This window comes from Shewanella sp. HL-SH4, from assembly GCF_051164845.1.
Lineage (GTDB): Bacteria > Pseudomonadota > Gammaproteobacteria > Enterobacterales > Shewanellaceae > Shewanella > Shewanella glacialimarina.
Genome location: NZ_CP195037.1, coordinates 477,088 through 497,688, shown reverse-complemented (window position 1 = coordinate 497,688; position 20,601 = coordinate 477,088). Strand labels below are relative to the sequence as shown.

Here is a 20,601-nt window from a genome sequence, read left to right as displayed (position 1 = left end):
AAGCAAGTCCTCACCCCTTATGTGAACAAAAAGCAGTCTAAAGGACGGTATTGATAAGAACCGGACTATTCTAATATATTGATCTTGTTTGATTTATTTTTTACATTGGCCGCAGGTACTTTTAACGCGCAATTTAAGTTTTATATTTGAATGTAACCGTCATTAAATTGCTTTACTTCAAAGACCTAGCAAATGTAGGATGATATTAATCAATAACTTAAACGCTCGGCTTTATCGGTCGAGTCGTTCAATAAGCTGTTAGCTGCACAAGAACTTGCATAGCACCTTTGTGTACCTCCATAATGGTTCAAATACAATCAAAGGATTGAAAATAATGGATTTATCTGCCGAAAAACTCGAACTTCATTACTACTTTAATGATTCATCTCATTCGATGGATGCTTTAGTTCGAAATCAATGCGAATCTGAGTTTTTAGCAATAGCCATGGAAGTTGCTAAAGAATTAGAGCTGTCGATTCAATTAGAGACTGAAGCTTATCGTGAAGGTGGTTTGAAAGAAGCTTGGAAAGTAATTGGGAAGAATGGAGTCCAAGTATCTATTTTTATTTCAATCATGGCTCTTGTTAGTTCAAGAATTCCATTTTCAGACCCAGAATTAGATCAATTGCAAAAGCAAAACTTAAGACTAAGTATTGAAGAGAAAAAATTAAGAATTAAGAAACTTAAAACCGAATTAGAAAGTGAAAAAGTAAATGATAACACTGTTGCTAAAGTTGCAGAGTCACTTGAAATAAATCTAAAAATTGTGACAAGAAAATCTAACTTTTATAAGCAGTTAAATAGATATAACAAAATAGAAAAAATAGGCTTTACAGCGCTAAATTCTGACGGAATGCCAATTACCGATGAACGTATTGTACTTCGGAATAACTTCAGAAACTTTATTATTAATTCCCATAATCTCATTCCTATTACTGTCGATGACGCTTTAGTTGAAATTATTGCGCCAGTCTTAAAAGAAGGCAGGTATAAGTGGAAAGGTGTATATGAAAGTGAGCCGATTTCATTTTCAATGAATGATAAACATTTCAACCTTGACGTCCTTAATGAAGTTATTAGTTTCAAACACGGTACGACAATCGAATGTGTATTATTAATTCATCAAAAACTCGATGAAACTGGTGAGATACAAATTACTGGTCATTCTGTTTCCACTGTCATACGAAAAATTGACAGTGGACAAGTGCTTGAAACGCTTCAAGGTAAAAAATATAAATTTATTAAAAAGCAGATTGAAGCACAGGCTGATTTATTCACCTAAGTACAGCTAACAAGAGACTATGGCGTCAATAGTTAATTTTAAGCTTTGGCGCTTCTCGTAAAACACCATCCCTTAACATCGAATTTAAGATAACAACCCTTTTTCTAATACAGGTGATAATAGCCACTTTCTTTGGTTTTTCTGCCATAGCTACCGTTGTTCAGTCCTTTTAAAACAGGGTTAGATAAAACAAGTACATGAGTTCATTTCTATCAATCATTAACAAGGAAATAAGTTGAGACAAATCATTTATATTTTAGGACTGATGTCCGTATTTTCAGTGCAAGGTGCCAGTTTTGATTGTTCGCTGGCCAGAAGCACGATAGAAAAGACTATTTGTGCTAATCCAGACGTTTCAAAGGCAGATGATGCATTAGCTGCGCTTTATAGCAATATTAAAAGCCAAGCTAAATATGCTAATGATTTAATCAATAGTCAGCGTGCTTGGTTAACACAACGAAATGCATGTGAGACTGATGCTTGTATTCTAGATAAATACCAATCTAGAGCATTGGCGTTAAATGCTTGGCCTGAAACAGAAGCTGAAAAAGATAAAGCGCTAGAAAACTGTACCGATCGTCCCGAGTGTTGGCCAGAAGGCAGCGCTATGCATACTGGTTTGACACTCGTTAATAGTTTGAACAAGGCATCTGCTCAATTGAAAACAAAGCATGATGAACTCATCGCTCAGTTGTCTGACTCCCCTAACTATGATGGTGAAAAACAGCCTGACTCTCGTGTGATCTCGGCCTTAACTGCACTGCAACTGTCTTGGAATACTTATAGAGCAGACGAATGTGAATTAATTGGTTCGCTGACCGGTGCGGGTGGATCATGGCCATCGACTTATACTAATCGTTGTGAGGTTAATTTGACTGAGGAACGTTTACGACGCGTTAATTCATCTATTAAGTGTATTAACAAAATACCTTTACAAAATCGTTGGATGGAACAGTCTCGTTGTTTACAGCAACTTGCCCCGTTAGCCAATAAAGTGTAGATAATTAACATAAACTAGGGGAGCTAAGTATTTATTAAACAAGTTATTAGCTCCCTGAGTTGTTTGACCAACATTTCTAACGTTAGGGTGTCATTATTTAAATGTAACTTTGCCACCCACCATTTTAAATGCCGGTGCGCCTCTCACTAATGTGTCTCTGGCAAATACTTGGCCGCATTCAGGGCATGTGCAAGCAACCTTGGTGTTGTCTTCAACAATACGCTCTTTAAAGCATTTGATTAAAGCGCCTTTACCTCCCTTACGATATTTAAACAGTTGGGCTTTACACTTAGCGCAGAATATATCGACGGTGCGCGAAGGGCCTTTCTTGTTAGGTTGGGCCATTTATTGTTTACTCTATTTTATTAAACATTGGCCCAGTAGCACTGTGCGGCTTTATGTAGACCAATCTACTAACTCCAAAACATCAAATTGAATGTACCGAAGTGAATTAAATACGCAGCTAATCCCCATTGACTTAACACTGCAATAGCCCAGTAGCACTGGTTACGCTTTAAGTTTAGGCTAGATCTTTTTTGCCATACAGCCCAGCTAAAATATGCAATAGTGAAAAAAAAAATAACAAAAAAAATAACATGGCCACCCAAAATTATTGGCTAAACATTAACCACTCAACTACGCTTTATGTATCCTTCCTAAATGGTATTTGAAGATGGCCAGACCAAGACAAACCATCGTTAGCTTAGAAGATACACCTTATTACCACTGCTGTTCGCGTGTGGTGCGTAAAGCTTTTTTGTGCGGTTTTGATAACTCAACAGGCGAAAACTTTGAGCATCGACGCGAATGGGTTGATGCCCGTATTCTTGAATTAGCGACAATTTTCGCCATTGATATTTGTGCCTATGCCGTCATGAGCAATCATTTACATGTAGTGGTTAAAGTGGATGCTGACAAAGCAAAACAATGGTCAGATAAAGAAGTGCTAATTCAGTGGCATAAAGGCTTTAAAGGTACTTTACTGACACATAAGTTCGTAAAAGGTGAAGAGCTGAATGAATTTGAATTAAAGACTGTAAATAATAGTATCATCCAATATCGCCAACGTTTGATTGATATCAGCTGGTTTATGCGCTCACTTAGTGAGCCAATAGCCAGAATGGCCAATAAAGAAGATAAATGTACAGGTCGCTTCTGGGAAGGTAGGTTTAAATCACAAGCATTATTAGATGAAGCAGCAGTATTAGCTTGTATGGCTTATGTCGATTTAAACCCCATTCGTGCAAAGATGGCCACCACACCCGAAACCTCAGACTACACTAGCATCCAACGTCGAATAAATTCAGCGATAAAAGGTGAGCAACCAACAGAGTTATTGCCTTTTGTGGGTAATGAGCGTTTGAACATGCCTAATGGGTTAATGTTTAGTGTAAAAGACTACATAGTACTGGTTGAAGATACCGGCAGGATAATTCGACAAGATAAGTGTGGTGCCATTAGCTCAAGTAGCCAGGATATTCTCAATAGATTAAACATTCCTGCTGAAAACTGGTTAAAAATCACTACCGAGTTTGGCGCATTATTCAAAGGTGCAGTAGGAGCTTTACCTGCATTAACTGACTATTGTGAACATTTAGACCGAAAACGACGACAAGGCGCAGCCAACTGTCAGCGATGGTTGTGTGCATAAGCATTAACTTTCTAATCTTATCCTCCCGATAACCATTTATCTCATACTTGATTGATATCACGCTTTTCTGCTGCGTTGAATTTAGCTTATGAGCAACTTTGCGGCAATTGAGACCACATTATTTTAATCGCTCGGCTAAACCTATTGATTTAGAGAATGATAGTCAGTGTTAGTAACTTAAAACGAAAGGAGTTATGTTATGACTTAAAAATCATGGGTGGCATCTTTTATTTGATAAAAACGGGTCGGCAAGTGCAGTTTAAAAATGATGCCTCACGGAAAAAGCTGAGTTACACCGACAAGATGAAAGTGAAAATAGACAGCCCAATGGGGCGGCGGCAATATAGCAAACGACTGGGTTGCATTGAGCCTGTGTTTGGCAATATTACGGTCAACAAAGGGATGAATAAATTGACCTTACGCGGCCAAGTCAAAGTTAATGCCCAGTGGCAACTGTATTGCCTTGTTCACAACATAGAAAAGCTGCAGCACGTGATGCACTAAGAAGGGTAAGCCCTTTTCACCTCAAAAACTCACTAAACCCGCCTTACACTCCCTCTAAAAACAATAATAAATCTGCATGATAAATAATAATCTAAACACCACTAAGTAATTGAATCAAAATAGAAACTCAGATATTGTTTGTTCATTAATCAAAATGAATTTTAAAACGAGTAATTCTACAGGCTCGTTAGGTTTTAATCATGTATTCTCTTGCATTAGCATTGTTCCTAAGCACTAGCTCTATTGAGTATGGCGTTAAAGGTTGTGGAGACCAAAGTATAGAGGTGCTTAAGGAGTTTCAAACTTCTGTTGAGTATTTAGGTAGTACACCAACTCTATTTAAAAAAGACACATTTAAACTACGCGGTTTTCTATCAGGGGCTTGCTCAAGAATAAATGCAAAAGTAAAAATCCAGTTTGATATTTCTTCGAAAGGAGAAATTGAAAATTATAAAGTTTTTGAAGCTACTCCCAAAAGAGTCGCGGATAGAGAAGTAAAAAGAGCGCTATATCACGCAGAAATACTTAAAAGTTCTTTTGGTCGCAAGAAAAATAGGATCGTTGTACATTACTTACAATTTAAACAAAAAACCTAACAAGTTGCCTAAGTTCGCCGCAAACAGCGCGGCTGGGACAAACACTCACTGGGCGAAGCCCAACAACGTTCGCATTTGCCCCTTGGCAAAGCGTTAGCTGGTCAGGAGAGGTATGGCTATAACTGAAACCAATAAAATTGATTCGGTAGTCTCTTCTAAAGAGCATAATGAAGTCGTTTTATTGATTACTGACCATTTAGATTGGTCTGATGATTTAGAGCATCAACAATTGTTGCAAGCGAAAATTAATTCATACATTCGTTTTATAGAATCTGGTCAACTTTGTGAAGAATTTCCTGAAGATAAGGGAAAGCAAGTTTCAATAGTTGTTGCGTGTGCATTTGAATTAAATGACACAGCAAAAAAATTCTATGAAAGAGTTAACAATTTTTTAAAAGAGAAATTAAGTATTGAAATCAAATACACAATGTCCAGCTAACCCCCTGTGTCAGTGTTTTTAGGAATATAAATGAAATCAACAAAATTTCTTACAAAAAAATATCCTAAAACTGGTTTTCGAACCAGCATTAATTATTTTTAGCGTTTTACTTGCTTTGTTCCTTAATGAATATAGAGGTCAACTTAAAGAAGAACAGCAAATAAACCTAGCCATGGCAATGGTAAGAATTGAACTTAAATCAAATATGGAAGCACTCAATGAGTGGCTTCCATATCACGAAAAAGTACTGAATAATCTGAACGAATCGCTTAACAATAATGCTATTAATAGTGCATTATTCACCGAGAATGGTGAAATGATATGGAGTTTAATGCCTAATGGTGTGGTGCAGCGAACTTTGGATAATGGATCTTGGCAAACACTAAAATCTTCAAGTTTATCTTCAGCAATTGATTTTGATACAATGTTTACCCTCTCCAAACTATACAAACATCAGGCTCAAGGTGTTGAGTCAACTTTAAATCGTATTTTGACAATTCTTTCGGCGCGCGAATCTTTGGAGAAAAAAAATCAAAGAAGTACAGTTATTTTATTAAGAAATACTTTTAATGAAATGGTTAGCCAGGAAATGTTTCTAATTGAAAAATACAAACAGGCTCTTAACGAAATGGGAATAGAGAGGGCTAAAATATAAATTAACAAATAATAACATGGCCATATATGGACGCTCCCGGTGAGTCAAGATAATACTCTGCTCACCCAAAGCTTTTTGGCCTTAGTTTTCTATTCTATTGCTTCACACTTGTCATTGCTTTTAATGTGACTCATTTACCGCTATAAGCGGTTGTACTGCCCCAATTTTTATAAGAGAAGCGGGCTTAACAGCAAGCACTGCGCCCCTGATGAAATCCGTACCACTGCGCCTGTCAATTGAAACACTCATGCGGGTTAGGTTTATCCTGTCCTTGGCCTATTCGGGCTAGCACTGGTTGGACTGAGCCATTTCTTCATCGTTAACAACAACCTTGATGAGTATGTAATGTGCTATCTTGCGGCTCTTATCACCCAGTCGGGTTAACTACCCTTGGCCAGACCGAGCTCTGCAAGATCAAAATCATGGGTGGCATCTTTTATTTTCTCTTTTATTTTCTTTTATTTTATTTAATACAGCTTTATACAAATTACATGGCTACATAGAGCCTAATTCTATCTGCTTATTTATTTAACGGCTCTGTTGGATGTTTAGATAAAGCACCTGAAATTGCTTCTACCATGGGTTTTATCAGTGAACACTATGATGTAAATGGCCATGGAGTTGAAATTGACGGCGGCATTCGCTTGTAAACTTAAGCATGTTATTATGCTGACCCAAAGCCGAGCCTAGCTCGGCTTTTGTGTGTGCCAAACTTATTTATTGGCATAGGTATAAGCATAATATTGCTATTGATAACATTTTTATGAAGGGACTAAAGTGAACATTACAATGATAGAAGTGTGGATTAAAAAGGTCATGCTGCTTGTGGGTATATTGGGTGTGATTGTTATCTACGCTGGTTTTTTGTATCTGTTTTTTAGTGGTCGCTCGACTGCGGGTTTACCCTGGTTTTTGCTTATATCGCCGTGGATCTGTATTTACTTTGGCTTATCACAAACTCGCCAATTAGCCACAATTGGTTGGTTTGTTAATAAATTCACCTTAACTAAAAATAAAAATCCTTAAAAGGTAAGTTAACTTGTCCGATAAAATCTCAACGCCATCATCGCTTATCACGGCAGCTTTAACCTTGATAGCATTGGTGGCGTTTGCTGCTAATTCTGTATTAAGCCGTATGGCACTAGGCGGGGGTGAAGCCCGCTTAATTGATGCCGATTCATTCACCTTAATTCGATTATTATCAGGTGCATTAACCCTGTGGTTTATTGTTGGTTGCATGCATTTATATCAACAAAAACCAGCCAAGTTATCAGACTCGTTGACCTCCCTTAAGCAGCATTCTTATCAACATCATCCATTTTACAACTGGCGTAAGTGGTTAGGGGCGTTAAGTTTACTGGCCTATGCTTGGTTATTTTCTATCGCTTATTTGTCGTTAGATACCGCAACGGGAGCGCTGGTTTTATTTGGTGCGGTACAATTATCAATGAATGTAGTTGCGGTTATTCAAGGGCAAAGGCCCACGGCATTTGAAGTTATCGGCAGTGTTATAGCGTTTATCGGGCTTGGATATTTGTTGTGGCCTAATATCGGCACGCCTCAATATTGGTCAATGATACTCATGGCATTAAGTGGTGTGGCGTGGGGAATATATTCTTTACTTGGGCGACAAAGTCACTCTCCGGTACTAGATTCTGCCGATTACTTTAGCCGAAGTATGATTTTAATGCTGGCCGTGTTGGCCATATTAAGTTTGGCAATGAATGTTAATTCAGTGCAATTAACATTAAGCAATACACTGCAAAGTGCGCATTATGATGGAGTCATATTAGCCATAGTGTCCGGTGCGTTGACCTCAGGTATTGGTTACGCTATTTGGTATAAGGCGTTAACAGGGCTTAACCCATCAAAAGCCGCTGCACTGCAATTAAGTGTGCCTTTTATTGCCGCCGTTGGAGGTGTTGTGTTTAATCATGAAACATTAAGCCTGCATTTAATCGCTAGTGGGGCAATCATTTTAAGTGGTATATCACTGGTGTTAATCGCGCGTAATAAGTAACTTAAATGCCTAGGGTATTTACATTGATAATGTGCAAAACCCCGCAAGCGACACCTAATAATGAGCTGGATTATTTGCTATTGGAATAGCTTAGCTCATGTAAATTGTTGATAATTGATATCGCGCTAATTTTATCTATGCCTTATTTACTAGTAGGGTAATATTGTTAACTTGGCTGATTTGTTATAAACAGTAGGGTTTAATGCAATGGGCAGCTTGGCTTCTTTTGGTTTATTAAAACGCCCTAAATAAAGTAGATAGAGATTAATACATATGTATCATCCTAAAAAACAACAAGGTTTTACTTTAATCGAGTTAGTTGTCGTTATTATTATTTTAGGTATTTTAGCCGTTGTAGCTGCACCTAAGTTTATCAATATCAGTGGCGATGCGCGTATTGCCTCGCTTGAATCTTTAGAAGGTGCTATGCGATCAGCATCTGAGTTAGTCAATGTAAAAGCGAGAATAGAAAATAAGACAGATTGCGCTATAGACCCTGTGGTTAAAGTAGGAAGTGAGTCTATTACTTTGCGTTGTGGGTATCCCTGTCCTCATCCGAATGGAATCGCTAAAGCCGTTGAAACTGACGCTAGTTTTACTTGGGTGGGTGGTAATTGTAGCGGGCAATTGGGTGCGATAGAAGTTAAAGTCAAACTGGCACCTGATCCTAATACCTGTAAGATTCGATATTCTTCAGCTCGTAATAATGTTCCACCAAGTTTTACCTCAACAATAACGGGTTGTTGATATAATTAAAGTCACTATTTTATGTTGAGCTTTTGACGATCTTGTCATGATGTTTTGTCGGGACTTTGGTTTATTTATACATTTTCTGTTTCAATGGCTTTGTTCGTCTTCCTTTTTTGTGTGGCCTTTATAGTAATCACTTTTATTTATATTGTTTATCTAGTTGATTTTAAAACATTGGGCAAGTTTGAGAACAAGTGAATCCATTCCAATAATAGCTAGATTGGCTCTAGCAGTTGCTAGGCAATATATTAATTACAGCTTTACTCTTTTCGATGGTTTACAGCGATTGGGGAGACTTACTTAGGCGATTGATCGATTTGCCTAACTCAATCGGTTAATATGCTGACCTGAAAGATTATCTAAGTAACCTTTAGTTAAGTCTCCATTTACTTTAGTCGCATGATAGAGGGTTTATGACACAAGAAGCAGTTTTTCCAATTGGCACGCCGGGGCAACCTTGGGATGAGTCAGAGAAAGCACAATGGTTAGCCCAAGTTACCATTAAGCGCAGTTATCAAGGTGAAGTGATCAGTAAGTTTGCCGCTTTATCAGCAGAGTTTGAACAGGTTAATTATGGCGCACTAACATTTGATGCGGCTAAATATCCTTTGTTTGCCTTTAAAACTAAAAATTGGAGTGCCACTAAAAAGACCATACTGGTCACCGGTGGGGTACACGGTTATGAAACCAGTGGTGTTCATGGTGCCATTCAATTTTTAGACACTAAAGCCGCGCACTATAGCCAATATTTTAATATTGCCGTGGCACCTTGTATTAGCCCATGGGGATATGAAACGGTCAATCGTTGGAACCCTAAAGCAATTGACCCGAATCGCTCATTTTATGCTGATAGCCCTGCCGAAGAGTCTGCAGCCTTAATGGCTTTTGTTGCCTCATTAGGTGAGGTGTACGCACATATTGATTTGCATGAAACTACCGACACAGACGAATGTGAATTTAGACCACTACTGTCAGCAAGAGATGGTAAAGAGTATGAGGCGGGTATTATTCCTGATGGCTTTTATTTAGTCGGCGACTCTGAAAATCCAACGCCTGAGTTTCAAAAAGCAATTATTGATGCTGTGGCTAAAGTAACCCATATCGCGCCAGATGATGACGGCCAATTAATTGAGGTGCCTATTGAGCAATTTGGGGTAATTAATTATCCGGTTAAAAAACTCAGTTTATGCGCTGGTATTACCCATAATCATTTTAATACTACAACAGAAGTTTACCCGGATAGCCCTAATGTAACGGCTAAAGAATGTAATGATGCCCAAGTTGCGGCAATAACTGGTGGACTTGATTATATAATTGAATATTTAAAAATAGGCTAAAATAACGTTTAGATATTGATGACGTTCAGTAGACAGGACGTCATTTTATGATTCGCTAAGCTATCATTTCGCTTAGGTTGATAAATAGTCCAAAAATCTCTAAAATGTCGCGCTTGATTCTGCCTGTCTTTGTCCTATATTGCTTATTCTTATAGCGTCAGGCAAAACGGTTACTTTAATTATCCTGTTAGGCATTTAGCTTATAGTTACCAAGCTTAGGTTTATTGCGTTAACACTCATACTCGATTTGGAATTTCATTTTGATTACTACAGCTAACATTACGATGCAGTTTGGCGCTAAGCCACTGTTTGAAAATCTATCAGTTAAATTTGGTGGCGGTAACCGCTACGGTTTAATTGGTGCAAACGGTTGTGGTAAATCAACCTTTATGAAAATTCTTGGCGGCGATTTAGAACCATCAAGCGGTAATGTGTCGTTAGATCCACATGAGCGTATGGGTAAATTGAGCCAAGACCAATTCGCATTTGATGAATTTAGTGTCATTGATACTGTGATCATGGGCCACAAAGAGTTATGGGAAGTTAAGCTAGAGCGTGACCGTATATACTCTTTAGCTGAAATGAGTGAAGAAGACGGCATCAAGGTGTCTGAGCTTGAAATGGAATTTGCTGAAATGGACGGTTACACCGCTGAATCTCGCGCGGGTGACTTATTATTAGGTGTCGGTATTGGCACTGATCAGCATTTTGGCTTAATGAGTGAAATTGCGCCAGGCTTTAAACTTCGAGTCTTGTTGGCTCAGGCGTTGTTTTCAGATCCAGACTTATTGTTACTTGACGAACCCACCAACAACTTGGACATCGATACTATTCGTTGGTTACAAGATATGTTGAACCAACGTAACAGTACCATGGTTATTATTTCGCATGACCGTTATTTCTTAAACTCAGTGTGTACTCACATGGCTGACTTAGATTACGGTGCACTGCGAGTTTATCCTGGTAACTATGATGAATACATGACTGCAGCGCAGCAGTCTCGTGAGCGTTTACAATCTGATAATGCGAAGAAAAAAGCTCAAATTGCTGAGCTTCAAGGCTTCGTGGCACGTTTCTCTGCTAACGCATCTAAAGCTAAGCAAGCAACATCTCGTGCTAAACAAATAGATAAAATTAAACTTGATGAAATTAAAGCCTCAAGTCGTGTTAACCCGTTTATTCGTTTCGAACAAGAAAAGAAATTGTTCCGTAATGCGCTAGTGGTTGAAAACCTAGCCAAAGGGTACGACACACCATTATTCAGTAAATTAAACCTGATGGTTGAAGTGGGCGAGCGCATCGCCATTTTGGGTGAGAACGGTATTGGTAAAACAACGCTATTACGCACACTAGTTCATGATATTCCACAGGATGAAGGTACGATCCAGTGGTCTGAAAACCATAACATTGGTTATTACGCTCAAGATCACGAAGCTGATTTTGCTAATGACATGACCTTGTTTGAGTGGATGAGCCAGTGGCGCAAAGAGAATGACGACGACCAATCTGTTCGTGGCATTTTAGGCCGTATGTTGTTCGGTTCTGACGATATCAAAAAGTCAGTGACTGTGTTATCTGGTGGGGAAAAAGGCCGTATGTATTTTGGTAAGCTAATTATGCAAAAACCAAATATATTATTACTTGATGAACCGACTAACCACATGGACATGGAATCGATTGAGTCATTAAACAATGCGTTAGAGATGTACGAAGGCACATTAATTTTTGTTTCCCATGACCGTGCATTTGTATCGTCTTTAGCAACACGTATTATCGAGTTAACTAAAGATGGCATTAATGACTTCAAAGGTACTTATGATGAGTTCCTTGGCAGTCGAGGCATTGAAAGCTAAATAATTGCTTTCGCGCCAAAATATTCAAGCCCTGAACGAAAGTTCGGGGCTTTTTGTATTCAGGGCGGTAGACTTGAGTTATTACTAATGATGTAGAGGATCTTATGAGCCTATCCCACGAACAAGCTATTCAAGCACTAACAAATGTAAATTGCCGCAGTAACTTTAATATCAAAAACGTTACCGAATATATGCTGCCAGAGTTAAAAGAGGCAGTGTATTTACACCTTGATGCCAAAACCCCTTTGTTGATTATTCGACCCGCCTTTGAGGTATTTTCCAGCGAATTAGCTACTATTGAAGGTGTACATGCTAAATATGATTATCATCATAATGCGCAAATGACTCGTTTTCCGACTCGACGCAATAAAGGTTTATCAGAAATTCACTACGGTTTAGCCTTTAAGTTTGATAATGAAAAAGCGGTTGAAGCTTTTATTAACAGATTAATTGAAATCGTAACTGGTTAAAAAATCTGAACACATTGTGAACCCTATATAAGGAGGCTTGCCATGACACACCCTTTTGATATTAATCAATTTAATTATCGCTCAACGGGTAAGGGCTCCGCGTTAATATGGTCTCACGGTTTGCTTGGCTGCATGCAAAGTGAAGATGCGTTAGGGATTTATGCTTGGCATCGATTTCCTAAAAAACTCACCCTATTGCGATTTGATGCTATTGGTCATGGTTTATCTGCCACAACAAATAACAAATCGGACTATCTTTGGACAAGCCTTGCTGAAGATACCTATCAACTCGGCACTAAGGTGCTTGGTGATACGGCAGTCGTGTTAGGCGGTCAGTCAATGGGCTGTGCGAGCAGTTTATTTAGCGCCATTCTTCATCCTGAATGGGTTAAAGGGCTGATTTTGATGAACCCGCCTACCGCCTGGGAATTAAGGGTTAAGCAAAAAGAGTATTATCACAAAGTGGCTAAAGCCGCCAAAATGCTTGGTGGTAAAGGGTTGGCTAAAATTAATGCCAAACATATTGATAGAATGCTGCCTTCATGGCTGATTGACGCTCATAAACACAGCGTGTTAGGCATGCTTGATGGCTTAAAAAGTATGAAACGAGGTAGCCTTGAACAGCTGTTTTTAGCCGCAGCTGAGAATGATTTTCCGACACATGAGCAATTAGCTAAGCTTAATATTCCTTGTTTAATCCTTGCGTGGGACGGTGATGAAACGCACCCTTTGTCCTGTGCGAAAACCTTAGCTGAGGTGCTGCCTAATTCGACTTTGCATGTAGCGCAAAGTATGGCTGATGTTGACGAATGGCCCGAACTGATCATCACCTTTTGTCAGCAACTAGAGTAATTACACGATGCATATCACATTTTAAGCTATTATTTACTTATAACATGTTTTTTGCCTTCGTTTTTCAGGGTGTTAGTCGATATAGTCTATTATAAATGTATGTGTTAATTACGAATAAATAAGGATTTTTATGAATTGGCAATGGATTGGTAATCTTAAAATTTCCCAAAAACTAGCATTTTTGGCACTTCCTCCTTTACTTATTTCAATTATTTATGGCGGTATGTTTGTCTATAATCAATATCAAACAAAGCAACAACTCAATCTTATTCTAGTATTAACTGAGTTAGCGGTAACCAATAGTGCTTTTGTGCATGAACTGCAAAAAGAACGCGGAATGAGCGCGGGTTTTATTGGCTCTAATGGTCAATCTTTCAAAGATGCCCTGCCAAAACAGCGGCAGCTGACTGACCAACAAATTCGTATATTTAACGATGTTGTAGAAAGCTCTGATTTACCAGCAGTATTTAGCGATAAATTATCTCAAGTGACTCAATCATTACAACAACTGCAGAAGATGCGGGTCTCTGTTGATTCATTAACCATTTCGGTTGCAGATGAAGTTAAATATTACACCCACATGAATACGTTACTATTATCTATGGTCGACAATGCAGCTGATGAAACCAGTATTAGTGAGTTGGCGCTACGATTAAAATCTTTTGCTGCATTTTTACAAGCTAAAGAGCGCGCAGGTATTGAGCGTGCTGTATTAAGTACGACCTTTGGCCAGCAAGGTTTTAAGTCAGAAATGTATCGCAAATTTGTCACGCTAGTTGCGGAGCAAAATATCTATGCTGAGCGTTTTATCGCGTCGGCATTAAGCGAAGATGGGCAATTATATAAAGACGCATTACAATCAGCCGCGTTTACAGATGTTGATAATATGCGCAATATCGGTTTTTCGCAAAATATCGATGCAATAGCACAACAAAACCCAGAAGATTGGTTTAAAACATCAACTGTTAGAATAAATATTCTTGCCGATATCGAACAAAAATTGGCACAAAGGCTACAGCAATTGGCGCAATCTAAGCTAGATTATGCATCCCAACATATGTTTACTTCATTACTGGCGTTAATTATAGCGCTGTCATTTGTTGTGCTTGTGACTTTAAGTATTGCTAAATATTTACATGTTAGCTTACGAAAAGTACAACAAACCATTACTCATGTAGGGGCTAATTTTGATTTAACCACTCGAATTGACCATCAAACCTCTGACGAGTTTGGCCAGCTGGCATTATCCTTTAACAGCATGATGGTGGAATTTGAAAATATTATCATGCAAGTGAGGAGAAATGCGCTCAGTTTGGTCAATGCTGTAGAAAAGATGAATGGCTTTACCAGTGCAATGCAAACAGATGTATCAGAAGGTTCTGCTGAAGCTGAGCAAGTCGCGTCAGCGATGACCGAGATGAGTGCTACCGTTACCCAAATTGCAGCTAATGCCGTGCAAGCATCAGAAGCATCTGCTCAAGCTAATTCAGAGGCTAAACTGGGTAATAGTGATGTGAGTAAAACTAGCTATGCGATTAAAGCGTTAGCGAATGAGATTAGTGATGCCGCCACAGCAATTCAAAACTTAGATCAAGATGTGCATGATATTGTCACTATTTTGGATGTGATCAGCTCTATTGCTGAGCAGACAAATTTATTGGCACTTAATGCTGCTATTGAAGCCGCAAGGGCGGGAGATCAAGGACGAGGTTTTGCTGTTGTTGCAGATGAAGTACGTACATTGGCACAACGTTCTCAAAAATCGACTGAAGATATTAAAACGATGACTGATAAGCTTAAAGCGGGTGCTGCACTGGCGGTTAAAGCGATGGAACGTGGTAAAGAACAAGCTGATAAAAGTGTGAATGAAGCAGTGCATGCAGGTAGAGAGCTTAGCCTTATCGTAGAGCATGTAGGTGTGATAGATAGAATGAATGAGCAAATAGCGACTTCTACACATGAGCAATCTGCTGTTGCGGAAGAAGTTAATCGTAACGCATTAAAAATTAGTGAAATTTATCAACATACCCAAGATATAGTCCATCAAATTGCTGAGTTGAATGACCTACTCCTAAATGATGCCAGCGGTATGTCGAGAACCGTCAGTAAATTTACCTTATCAAAATAGGTTTACTACCACTACCACTACCACTATCATTATTAATATTAGTAAGATACAAGCCGAGCATATGCTCGGTTTTATTTTGGGAACGTTAAATGGATTTATGTAAAGATTACCTCTCCAGCAACAAAGCTACCTGGAATGCTCGAACTCAGGTACACGTAGCCTCGAAATTTTACGACGTAAGCCGTTTTTTAAATGGCGCATCATCATTAACTGAAATTGAGACGCATGAGTTACCCGACGTTAACGGCAAAACCTTGCTTCATTTACAATGTCACTTTGGTTTGGACAGCCTATCGTGGGCTAGAAAAGGCGCTATTGTTACCGGTGTCGATTTATCAGATAGTTCGATTGAAAAGGCCAGTGAGCTTGCATCTGCAATTAATGTTGATGCTCGGTTTATTTGCCATGATGTTTATCAATTTGGTGAGTTAGTTAAACCCGAGTTCGATATTGTATTTACTTCATTTGGGGTAATTTGCTGGTTACCTGATTTAACCCTTTGGGCCCAAACCATAGTCAATAGTTTAAAGCCGGGGGGATTATTTTATATGGCCGAATTTCATCCATTTAATGACGTAGTGGAAGGCTATGGTTATTTTAATCGCGCTCAACCGGATATAGAACAAGAAGGTACTTATACTGAAAATTGTGATGGTACTGAACATACTGTGGTTACTTGGGCCCATCCGATAAGTGATGTGATTAATGCATTATTAGCTGCGGGTTTACAGCTTAAGCATTTTAATGAATTTGACTATAGCCCTTATAATTGTTTTGCAGGGCTAAGCTTGGATGAAAGTAGTGAAGTCCCACGTTATCAGATGATTAAAAATAACCAAGCGATGCCTTTGGTCTACTCGTTGAGTGCAATAAAATTATAAAACTTTACCTATACTGCAGTGTTTTTGGGGATAGTACCTATGAGGTAAAGCGAGTTCTATAATCTTTCAGATAGGGAAGATAATTCAATAAGTGCTTTGTCGAAATCAAGTACCTCTACAGCATCACATAACGCAGTGAAGTTGTGCTCAAGGGATAGCTTCTGGGCTCGGTTACTTTGAAGTAGCTCAGCGATATCGACAGCTTTGAGATTAAAATCGTCTAGGTGTTGCTTAAGTTCAGCTAGCATCAACTTCAGTTCAGTGACGGTATATTCAGCTTGCTGCGGTGCTGTCTCTGAGGGTTTTATTTGTGATTGATTGAGTAAAAGCGCATGAATACTCGATAGATCCGTTTGTGCTACAAAACGTAATTGTTCAGCTAGGTCGACACAAAGCATGTCAAAGGCTGAAGCATTAGAGTCATAAGCTTGCTTTAGCTTAGTTTCACACTCACACAAGTCGCGATACAATGATGATAAGCCCGTTGATCCTGCACTGCCTTTAAGAGTATGGACAATTCCCAGTATTTCTTTGGCATTTTTTTGCGCGATCATCAATGCCAAATTTTGCAGTTGTTGCTCCAAATTGTCTTCAAAAACGCTGATTAAGCGCCGATAGAATTTCTCATTCCCCCCAAAAGGTTGTAGTAAATTTTCGAGCGTCTTAGTTGTCGATTCTGAGCTACACTTATCTGTGATATTTTCATCAATGTCATTGACCGAATGATGATTAACAAGCTCTTTATTCGTTTTCATAACTATGGTTCTCGGCTTATGATGACTTTTTAAGTTTATTATATGTAAAGATAATAGCAGCTTAATCGATATCTTGTTGCTGAATCCAGCACTTATATCTATCTATATAGATAATCCTGAGCTATTGTGAATCAATGATTTTATTCAACAACTTAGTTTGCTATAAAGAAATTATCATACAATAATTAGTAAATCAGTTTAACTCAATTTTTTGGGGATCCCCATCATACTGGAGCCTGCATGCCACTAGAGAAAATTTTACACGTAGAAGATGCTGAGACAATTCGAGTTATCGTCGAAATGGCTCTGGTTGATATATCTGGGTTTACTTTAGTATCTTGCGATGGTGGTTATGAGGCCATCAAACAGGTGGAGCACTTTACGCCAGACCTAATATTGTTAGATGCCATGATGCCGGGTATAGATGGTTTACAAACGCTGGCTGAAATTCGTAAAAAACCCCATTGCCAAACAATCCCAGTTGTTTTTATGACCGCGCGTATTCAGCAGTCGGAAAAGCAAGAATATTTGAATGCTGGCGCAGTTGCTGTTATTGAAAAACCCTTCGATGCTATGAGTCTTGGCGATAAATTAGAGTCTATTTATCAGGCTTACTTTGCATCACAAGACACAAATAATCAGGAGTAACTGATGCAAACTCCTCAGTTGCCAACCTGCGAGAAAGAAAGACTTATCGTATTACAAAATACCGGGTTGCTAGATACGTTGCCAGAGCAACGTTTTGATCGCTTAACCCAGTTAGCGCAACTGTGCCTAGGTACAGAAATCGTGCTTGTATCATTGGTTGATATCGACCGGCAGTGGTTTAAATCTAAACAAGGTCTTGATGCCTGCGAGACCGGCCGAGATATCTCATTCTGTGGCCATGCCATTTTATCAAAGGGTATTTTTGAAGTTCCAGATACCTTACTTGATAGCCGATTTGAAGATAATCCCTTAGTACTAGACGCGCCATTTATTCGCTTTTATGCTGGTGTGCCTTTGGTGGTTAAAGGGCAAAATATTGGCACACTTTGCTTTATTGATAGCCAGCCTCGCCGTTTTACTGAAAAAGAGCGCCAAATCGCACTCGGGTTTGCTAGAAGTGTTGAGCAGGAAATTCACGACAGATTACAAGAGCAGGCACGTGATCAATTAGCGGCAAGTGAGTTACTTTATCGCTCAGTCTTAGAAGGAACGAGGATAGGGACTTGGCAATGGAATATTGAAACCGGTGAAACGGTTTATAACGAGCGCTGGGCTGAGATTATTGGTTATCAGCTTGAGGAGCTTGAACCCATTTCGATAGAAACCTGGATAGCTTTGACACATCCAGATGATTTAGCTAATTCTAATATCTCACTCCAAGAGCATTTTAATGGTTTAACCGAGTTTTATGATATTGAATGTCGAATGAAGCATAAAGACGGCCACTTTGTATGGGTACATGACAGAGGTAAAGTGGTTTCATATACCGCTGATGGTAAGCCTCTTATGATGTACGGCACCCATGCCGATATCACCACACAAAAGCATAACCAGTTAGCATTAATGCACAGCCGAGACCAGTTTAAGACTTTGGTCGCCAATATCCCTGGGGTGACTTACCGATGTAAAGCCGATGAACACTGGACTATGCTATTTATGAGTGAGCATATCTACTCGCTTATAGGCTATTCTGCTAGCGATTTTATCGATAATGCGGTGCGCAGTTATGCCAGTGTTATTCATCCAGAAGATAGAGTACTGATAGTTAATCTTGTTGAAAAAGTGATTTTGAATCTATCTAGCTGGGTAATCACTTACCGTGTGTTGCATCAAAATGGTTCAGTTATGTGGGTGGAAGAGCGTGGCGCCGCCGAATATGATAGTAACGGAGTAGTGCAGTTTCTCGACGGTTTTATCATGGATGTTACTAAAGAAAATAAGCTGCAGGACCAATTGATAAAATTGACCCAGCAGCTTCCTGGGGTGGTTTATCAGTTCCAGTTATGGCCTGACGGACGCAGTGCGTTTCCTTATGCTAGTGATGCAATTAAAGATATTTATGGTGTGACACCGGAAGAGGTTCTTAGCGATGCATCAAATGCATTTGCCAAAATTTACTCTGAAGATTTAGCTGCTGTTGGCCACAGTATTGAGCAATCTAGTCAACAGCAGACTATCTGGGAGCAGGAATATCGTGTTTACCGAGATGATAAATCATTGATGTGGCTATCTGGCAGAGCAACACCAGAAATGATGCCCGACGGCAGTACTTTATGGCATGGTTATATTCATGATATTACCCAGACTAAAGAATATTACCTCAAACTTGAGGAACTTAATTTACAGCTAAATGTTGCCCAGCAAAGTCTTGATTTAGCCAGTGAGCAAGCCCAAATTGGTTATTGGCATGCATCGCTTAAACATGGAACCTTATGGTGGTCGCCGATTATTTATCAGATTTTTGGTTTTGACGCACAGGATATCGTTCCGAGTGTGACACTGTTTAAAAGTGCTGTTCATCCCGACGATATTGATAAAGTCGAAAAAAGTGAGCAGCAGGCCCGCTTGACAGGCATTCACAACGTGGTTCACCGAATCATTAAGCCTAACGGTGAGGTGCGTTGGGTACATGAATTAGGGCAATTGGTTACTGAAGATAAAAATCCAGATCTTCTCATGATAGGATCTGTGCAAGACGTTACCGACAGAATGAAATTACAGCAAATGAAAGATGAATTCATCTCAACGGTAAGTCATGAGCTTCGTACCCCCTTAACGTCTATTTATGGCGCCTTAAACTTATTACAGTCTGGAAAAATTGTCACTTTACCTGCTAAAGCGGAGAAGCTGATAGATATAGCAAGCAGTAACTGTAAGCAACTTAGTCGCTTGATCAATGACTTATTAGACATTGAAAAACTTGCGGCAGGTAAAATGTTATTTGAAATGCAGCGATTAAATATAGTGCCGCTTTTGCAAAGAGCGATTGATGATCATCAGCCATACGCAGACCTGCACAAAATCACTTTGGCACTAGAACTGGTTCGGCCAATGGATGAGATTTGGTTATTTGTTGATGAGCATCGTTTGCTACAAATTTTGATCAACTTTCTATCTAACGCAGTTAAATTTTCACCAGCTACAGGAAATGTTACTTTGTCGGCAACGATTATTGCAGGTGAGGTTGAGATTGCCGTACAAGATCAAGGAGCCGGTATACCTGAAGACTTTAAAAGTAAAATTTTCGAAAAATTTTCCCAAGCTGACGCCAGCAGCTCTAAAGCTAAAGGCGGTACTGGTTTAGGCTTAGCATTGTGTAAAGAGCTTATTGAAGCAATGAATGGCAGCATTGGCTATAACTCTGAACCTGGTTGTGGTGCTCGGTTTTATATTCGATTACCCGTTGCAGGTGATATGTAAGGCTTTACTGTACCGTGATT

General features: G+C 39.1%; 19 protein-coding genes and 2 pseudogenes. 18 read left to right on the top strand and 3 right to left on the bottom strand.

The genetic code is table 11. From position 1 onward, the window contains the following. Nucleotides 1–334 precede the first annotated feature (334 nt). Complete coding sequence (locus ACRWQL_RS03095) at nt 335–1,282, top strand: hypothetical protein (RefSeq protein WP_434952309.1); 948 nt, start codon at nt 335–337, stop codon at nt 1,280–1,282. Nucleotides 1,283–1,307: 25 nt separating this feature from the next. Here ACRWQL_RS03095 and ACRWQL_RS03090 read toward each other — a convergent pair. Then, nucleotides 1,308–1,462: pseudogene (locus ACRWQL_RS03090) on the bottom strand (IS110 family transposase); the annotation flags it as partial. A 55-nt stretch (nt 1,463–1,517) separates the two neighbouring features. Between ACRWQL_RS03090 and ACRWQL_RS03085 the strand changes: the two are divergent. Then, a complete protein-coding gene (locus ACRWQL_RS03085) occupies nt 1,518–2,282 on the top strand; it encodes a lysozyme inhibitor LprI family protein (protein WP_434952307.1) in 765 nt (254 codons plus the stop codon). Between the two features lie 93 nt (nt 2,283–2,375). On the opposite strand, the gene ACRWQL_RS03080 is transcribed toward ACRWQL_RS03085, so the two are convergent. Next, nucleotides 2,376–2,627 (bottom strand): hypothetical protein, encoded by a 252-nt coding sequence (locus ACRWQL_RS03080; RefSeq protein ID WP_434952306.1) that lies wholly within the window; start codon nt 2,625–2,627, stop codon nt 2,376–2,378. 328 nt (nt 2,628–2,955) lie between these two features. On the opposite strand from ACRWQL_RS03080, the gene ACRWQL_RS03075 reads away from it, so the two are divergent. From ACRWQL_RS03075 to ACRWQL_RS03010, 14 genes and pseudogenes are all read left to right on the top strand, one after another. After that, nucleotides 2,956–3,933, top strand: a complete 978-nt coding sequence (locus ACRWQL_RS03075) for a transposase (RefSeq protein ID WP_434952304.1) — start codon at nt 2,956–2,958, stop codon at nt 3,931–3,933. 234 nt (nt 3,934–4,167) lie between these two features. Next, nucleotides 4,168–4,437, top strand: a pseudogene (locus ACRWQL_RS03070) (transposase); the annotation flags it as partial. 200 nt (nt 4,438–4,637) lie between these two features. Next, the gene (locus tag ACRWQL_RS03065) at nt 4,638–5,033 is read left to right on the top strand and encodes a hypothetical protein (protein ID WP_434952302.1); all 396 of its coding nucleotides are present in this window, start codon (nt 4,638–4,640) and stop codon (nt 5,031–5,033) included. Nucleotides 5,034–5,145: 112 nt separating this feature from the next. Then, complete coding sequence (locus ACRWQL_RS03060) at nt 5,146–5,472, top strand: DUF6572 domain-containing protein (protein ID WP_226410264.1); 327 nt, start codon at nt 5,146–5,148, stop codon at nt 5,470–5,472. 115 nt (nt 5,473–5,587) lie between these two features. Further along, complete coding sequence (locus ACRWQL_RS03055; protein WP_434952301.1) at nt 5,588–6,127, top strand: hypothetical protein; 540 nt, start codon at nt 5,588–5,590, stop codon at nt 6,125–6,127. Between the two features lie 789 nt (nt 6,128–6,916). Next, complete coding sequence (locus ACRWQL_RS03050; RefSeq protein ID WP_434953455.1) at nt 6,917–7,153, top strand: hypothetical protein; 237 nt, start codon at nt 6,917–6,919, stop codon at nt 7,151–7,153. Nucleotides 7,154–7,166: 13 nt separating this feature from the next. Then, nucleotides 7,167–8,147 (top strand): DMT family transporter, encoded by a 981-nt coding sequence (locus ACRWQL_RS03045; protein ID WP_434952299.1) that lies wholly within the window; start codon nt 7,167–7,169, stop codon nt 8,145–8,147. 273 nt (nt 8,148–8,420) lie between these two features. Beyond that, nucleotides 8,421–8,894 carry a type II secretion system protein gene (locus tag ACRWQL_RS03040; RefSeq protein WP_434925849.1) on the top strand — a complete coding sequence of 158 codons (474 nt, stop codon included), beginning with the start codon at nt 8,421–8,423 and terminating at the stop codon, nt 8,892–8,894. Nucleotides 8,895–9,310: 416 nt separating this feature from the next. After that, nucleotides 9,311–10,234 (top strand): M14 family metallopeptidase, encoded by a 924-nt coding sequence (locus ACRWQL_RS03035; protein WP_434952297.1) that lies wholly within the window; start codon nt 9,311–9,313, stop codon nt 10,232–10,234. 260 nt (nt 10,235–10,494) lie between these two features. Next, nucleotides 10,495–12,087 (top strand): ABC-F family ATPase, encoded by a 1,593-nt coding sequence (locus ACRWQL_RS03030; RefSeq protein WP_434952295.1) that lies wholly within the window; start codon nt 10,495–10,497, stop codon nt 12,085–12,087. 104 nt (nt 12,088–12,191) lie between these two features. Further along, nucleotides 12,192–12,557, top strand: coding sequence for a hypothetical protein (locus tag ACRWQL_RS03025; RefSeq protein ID WP_226410258.1), 366 nt, complete (start codon nt 12,192–12,194; stop codon nt 12,555–12,557). 42 nt (nt 12,558–12,599) lie between these two features. Then, the gene (locus tag ACRWQL_RS03020) at nt 12,600–13,409 is read left to right on the top strand and encodes an alpha/beta fold hydrolase (protein WP_434952293.1); all 810 of its coding nucleotides are present in this window, start codon (nt 12,600–12,602) and stop codon (nt 13,407–13,409) included. A 130-nt stretch (nt 13,410–13,539) separates the two neighbouring features. Further along, nucleotides 13,540–15,537: a methyl-accepting chemotaxis protein gene (locus ACRWQL_RS03015; protein WP_434952291.1), complete on the top strand. Its 1,998-nt coding sequence runs from the start codon at nt 13,540–13,542 to the stop codon at nt 15,535–15,537. 89 nt (nt 15,538–15,626) lie between these two features. Then, nucleotides 15,627–16,418 carry a class I SAM-dependent methyltransferase gene (locus tag ACRWQL_RS03010; protein WP_434952289.1) on the top strand — a complete coding sequence of 264 codons (792 nt, stop codon included), beginning with the start codon at nt 15,627–15,629 and terminating at the stop codon, nt 16,416–16,418. A 56-nt stretch (nt 16,419–16,474) separates the two neighbouring features. Here ACRWQL_RS03010 and ACRWQL_RS03005 read toward each other — a convergent pair whose 3' ends face one another. Beyond that, complete coding sequence (locus tag ACRWQL_RS03005) at nt 16,475–17,173, bottom strand: Hpt domain-containing protein (RefSeq protein WP_434952287.1); 699 nt, start codon at nt 17,171–17,173, stop codon at nt 16,475–16,477. A gap of 240 nt (nt 17,174–17,413) precedes the next feature. Here ACRWQL_RS03005 and ACRWQL_RS03000 point away from each other — a divergent pair, with 240 nt between their 5' ends. Then, entirely contained in the window at nt 17,414–17,821 is a 408-nt protein-coding gene (locus ACRWQL_RS03000) for a response regulator (RefSeq protein WP_434940533.1), read from the top strand. A gap of 3 nt (nt 17,822–17,824) precedes the next feature. Then, nucleotides 17,825–20,581 (top strand): PAS domain-containing protein, encoded by a 2,757-nt coding sequence (locus ACRWQL_RS02995; protein ID WP_434952285.1) that lies wholly within the window; start codon nt 17,825–17,827, stop codon nt 20,579–20,581. Nucleotides 20,582–20,601 lie beyond the last annotated feature (20 nt).

Excerpts from the sequence above, each read along its gene's own strand:
- ACRWQL_RS03095 (WP_434952309.1), top strand. The coding sequence starts at position 335 with ATGGATTTATCTGCCGAAAAACTCGAACTTCATTACTACTTTAATGAT.
- ACRWQL_RS03080 (WP_434952306.1), bottom strand. The coding sequence starts at position 2,627 with ATGGCCCAACCTAACAAGAAAGGCCCTTCGCGCACCGTCGATATATTC.
- ACRWQL_RS03075 (WP_434952304.1), top strand. The coding sequence starts at position 2,956 with ATGGCCAGACCAAGACAAACCATCGTTAGCTTAGAAGATACACCTTAT.
- ACRWQL_RS03065 (WP_434952302.1), top strand. The coding sequence starts at position 4,638 with ATGTATTCTCTTGCATTAGCATTGTTCCTAAGCACTAGCTCTATTGAG.
- ACRWQL_RS03060 (WP_226410264.1), top strand. The coding sequence starts at position 5,146 with ATGGCTATAACTGAAACCAATAAAATTGATTCGGTAGTCTCTTCTAAA.
- ACRWQL_RS03050 (WP_434953455.1), top strand. The coding sequence starts at position 6,917 with ATGATAGAAGTGTGGATTAAAAAGGTCATGCTGCTTGTGGGTATATTG.
- ACRWQL_RS03040 (WP_434925849.1), top strand. The coding sequence starts at position 8,421 with ATGTATCATCCTAAAAAACAACAAGGTTTTACTTTAATCGAGTTAGTT.
- ACRWQL_RS03035 (WP_434952297.1), top strand. The coding sequence starts at position 9,311 with ATGACACAAGAAGCAGTTTTTCCAATTGGCACGCCGGGGCAACCTTGG.
- ACRWQL_RS03025 (WP_226410258.1), top strand. The coding sequence starts at position 12,192 with ATGAGCCTATCCCACGAACAAGCTATTCAAGCACTAACAAATGTAAAT.
- ACRWQL_RS03020 (WP_434952293.1), top strand. The coding sequence starts at position 12,600 with ATGACACACCCTTTTGATATTAATCAATTTAATTATCGCTCAACGGGT.
- ACRWQL_RS03015 (WP_434952291.1), top strand. The coding sequence starts at position 13,540 with ATGAATTGGCAATGGATTGGTAATCTTAAAATTTCCCAAAAACTAGCA.
- ACRWQL_RS03010 (WP_434952289.1), top strand. The coding sequence starts at position 15,627 with ATGGATTTATGTAAAGATTACCTCTCCAGCAACAAAGCTACCTGGAAT.
- ACRWQL_RS03005 (WP_434952287.1), bottom strand. The coding sequence starts at position 17,173 with ATGAAAACGAATAAAGAGCTTGTTAATCATCATTCGGTCAATGACATT.
- ACRWQL_RS03000 (WP_434940533.1), top strand. The coding sequence starts at position 17,414 with ATGCCACTAGAGAAAATTTTACACGTAGAAGATGCTGAGACAATTCGA.
- ACRWQL_RS02995 (WP_434952285.1), top strand. The coding sequence starts at position 17,825 with ATGCAAACTCCTCAGTTGCCAACCTGCGAGAAAGAAAGACTTATCGTA.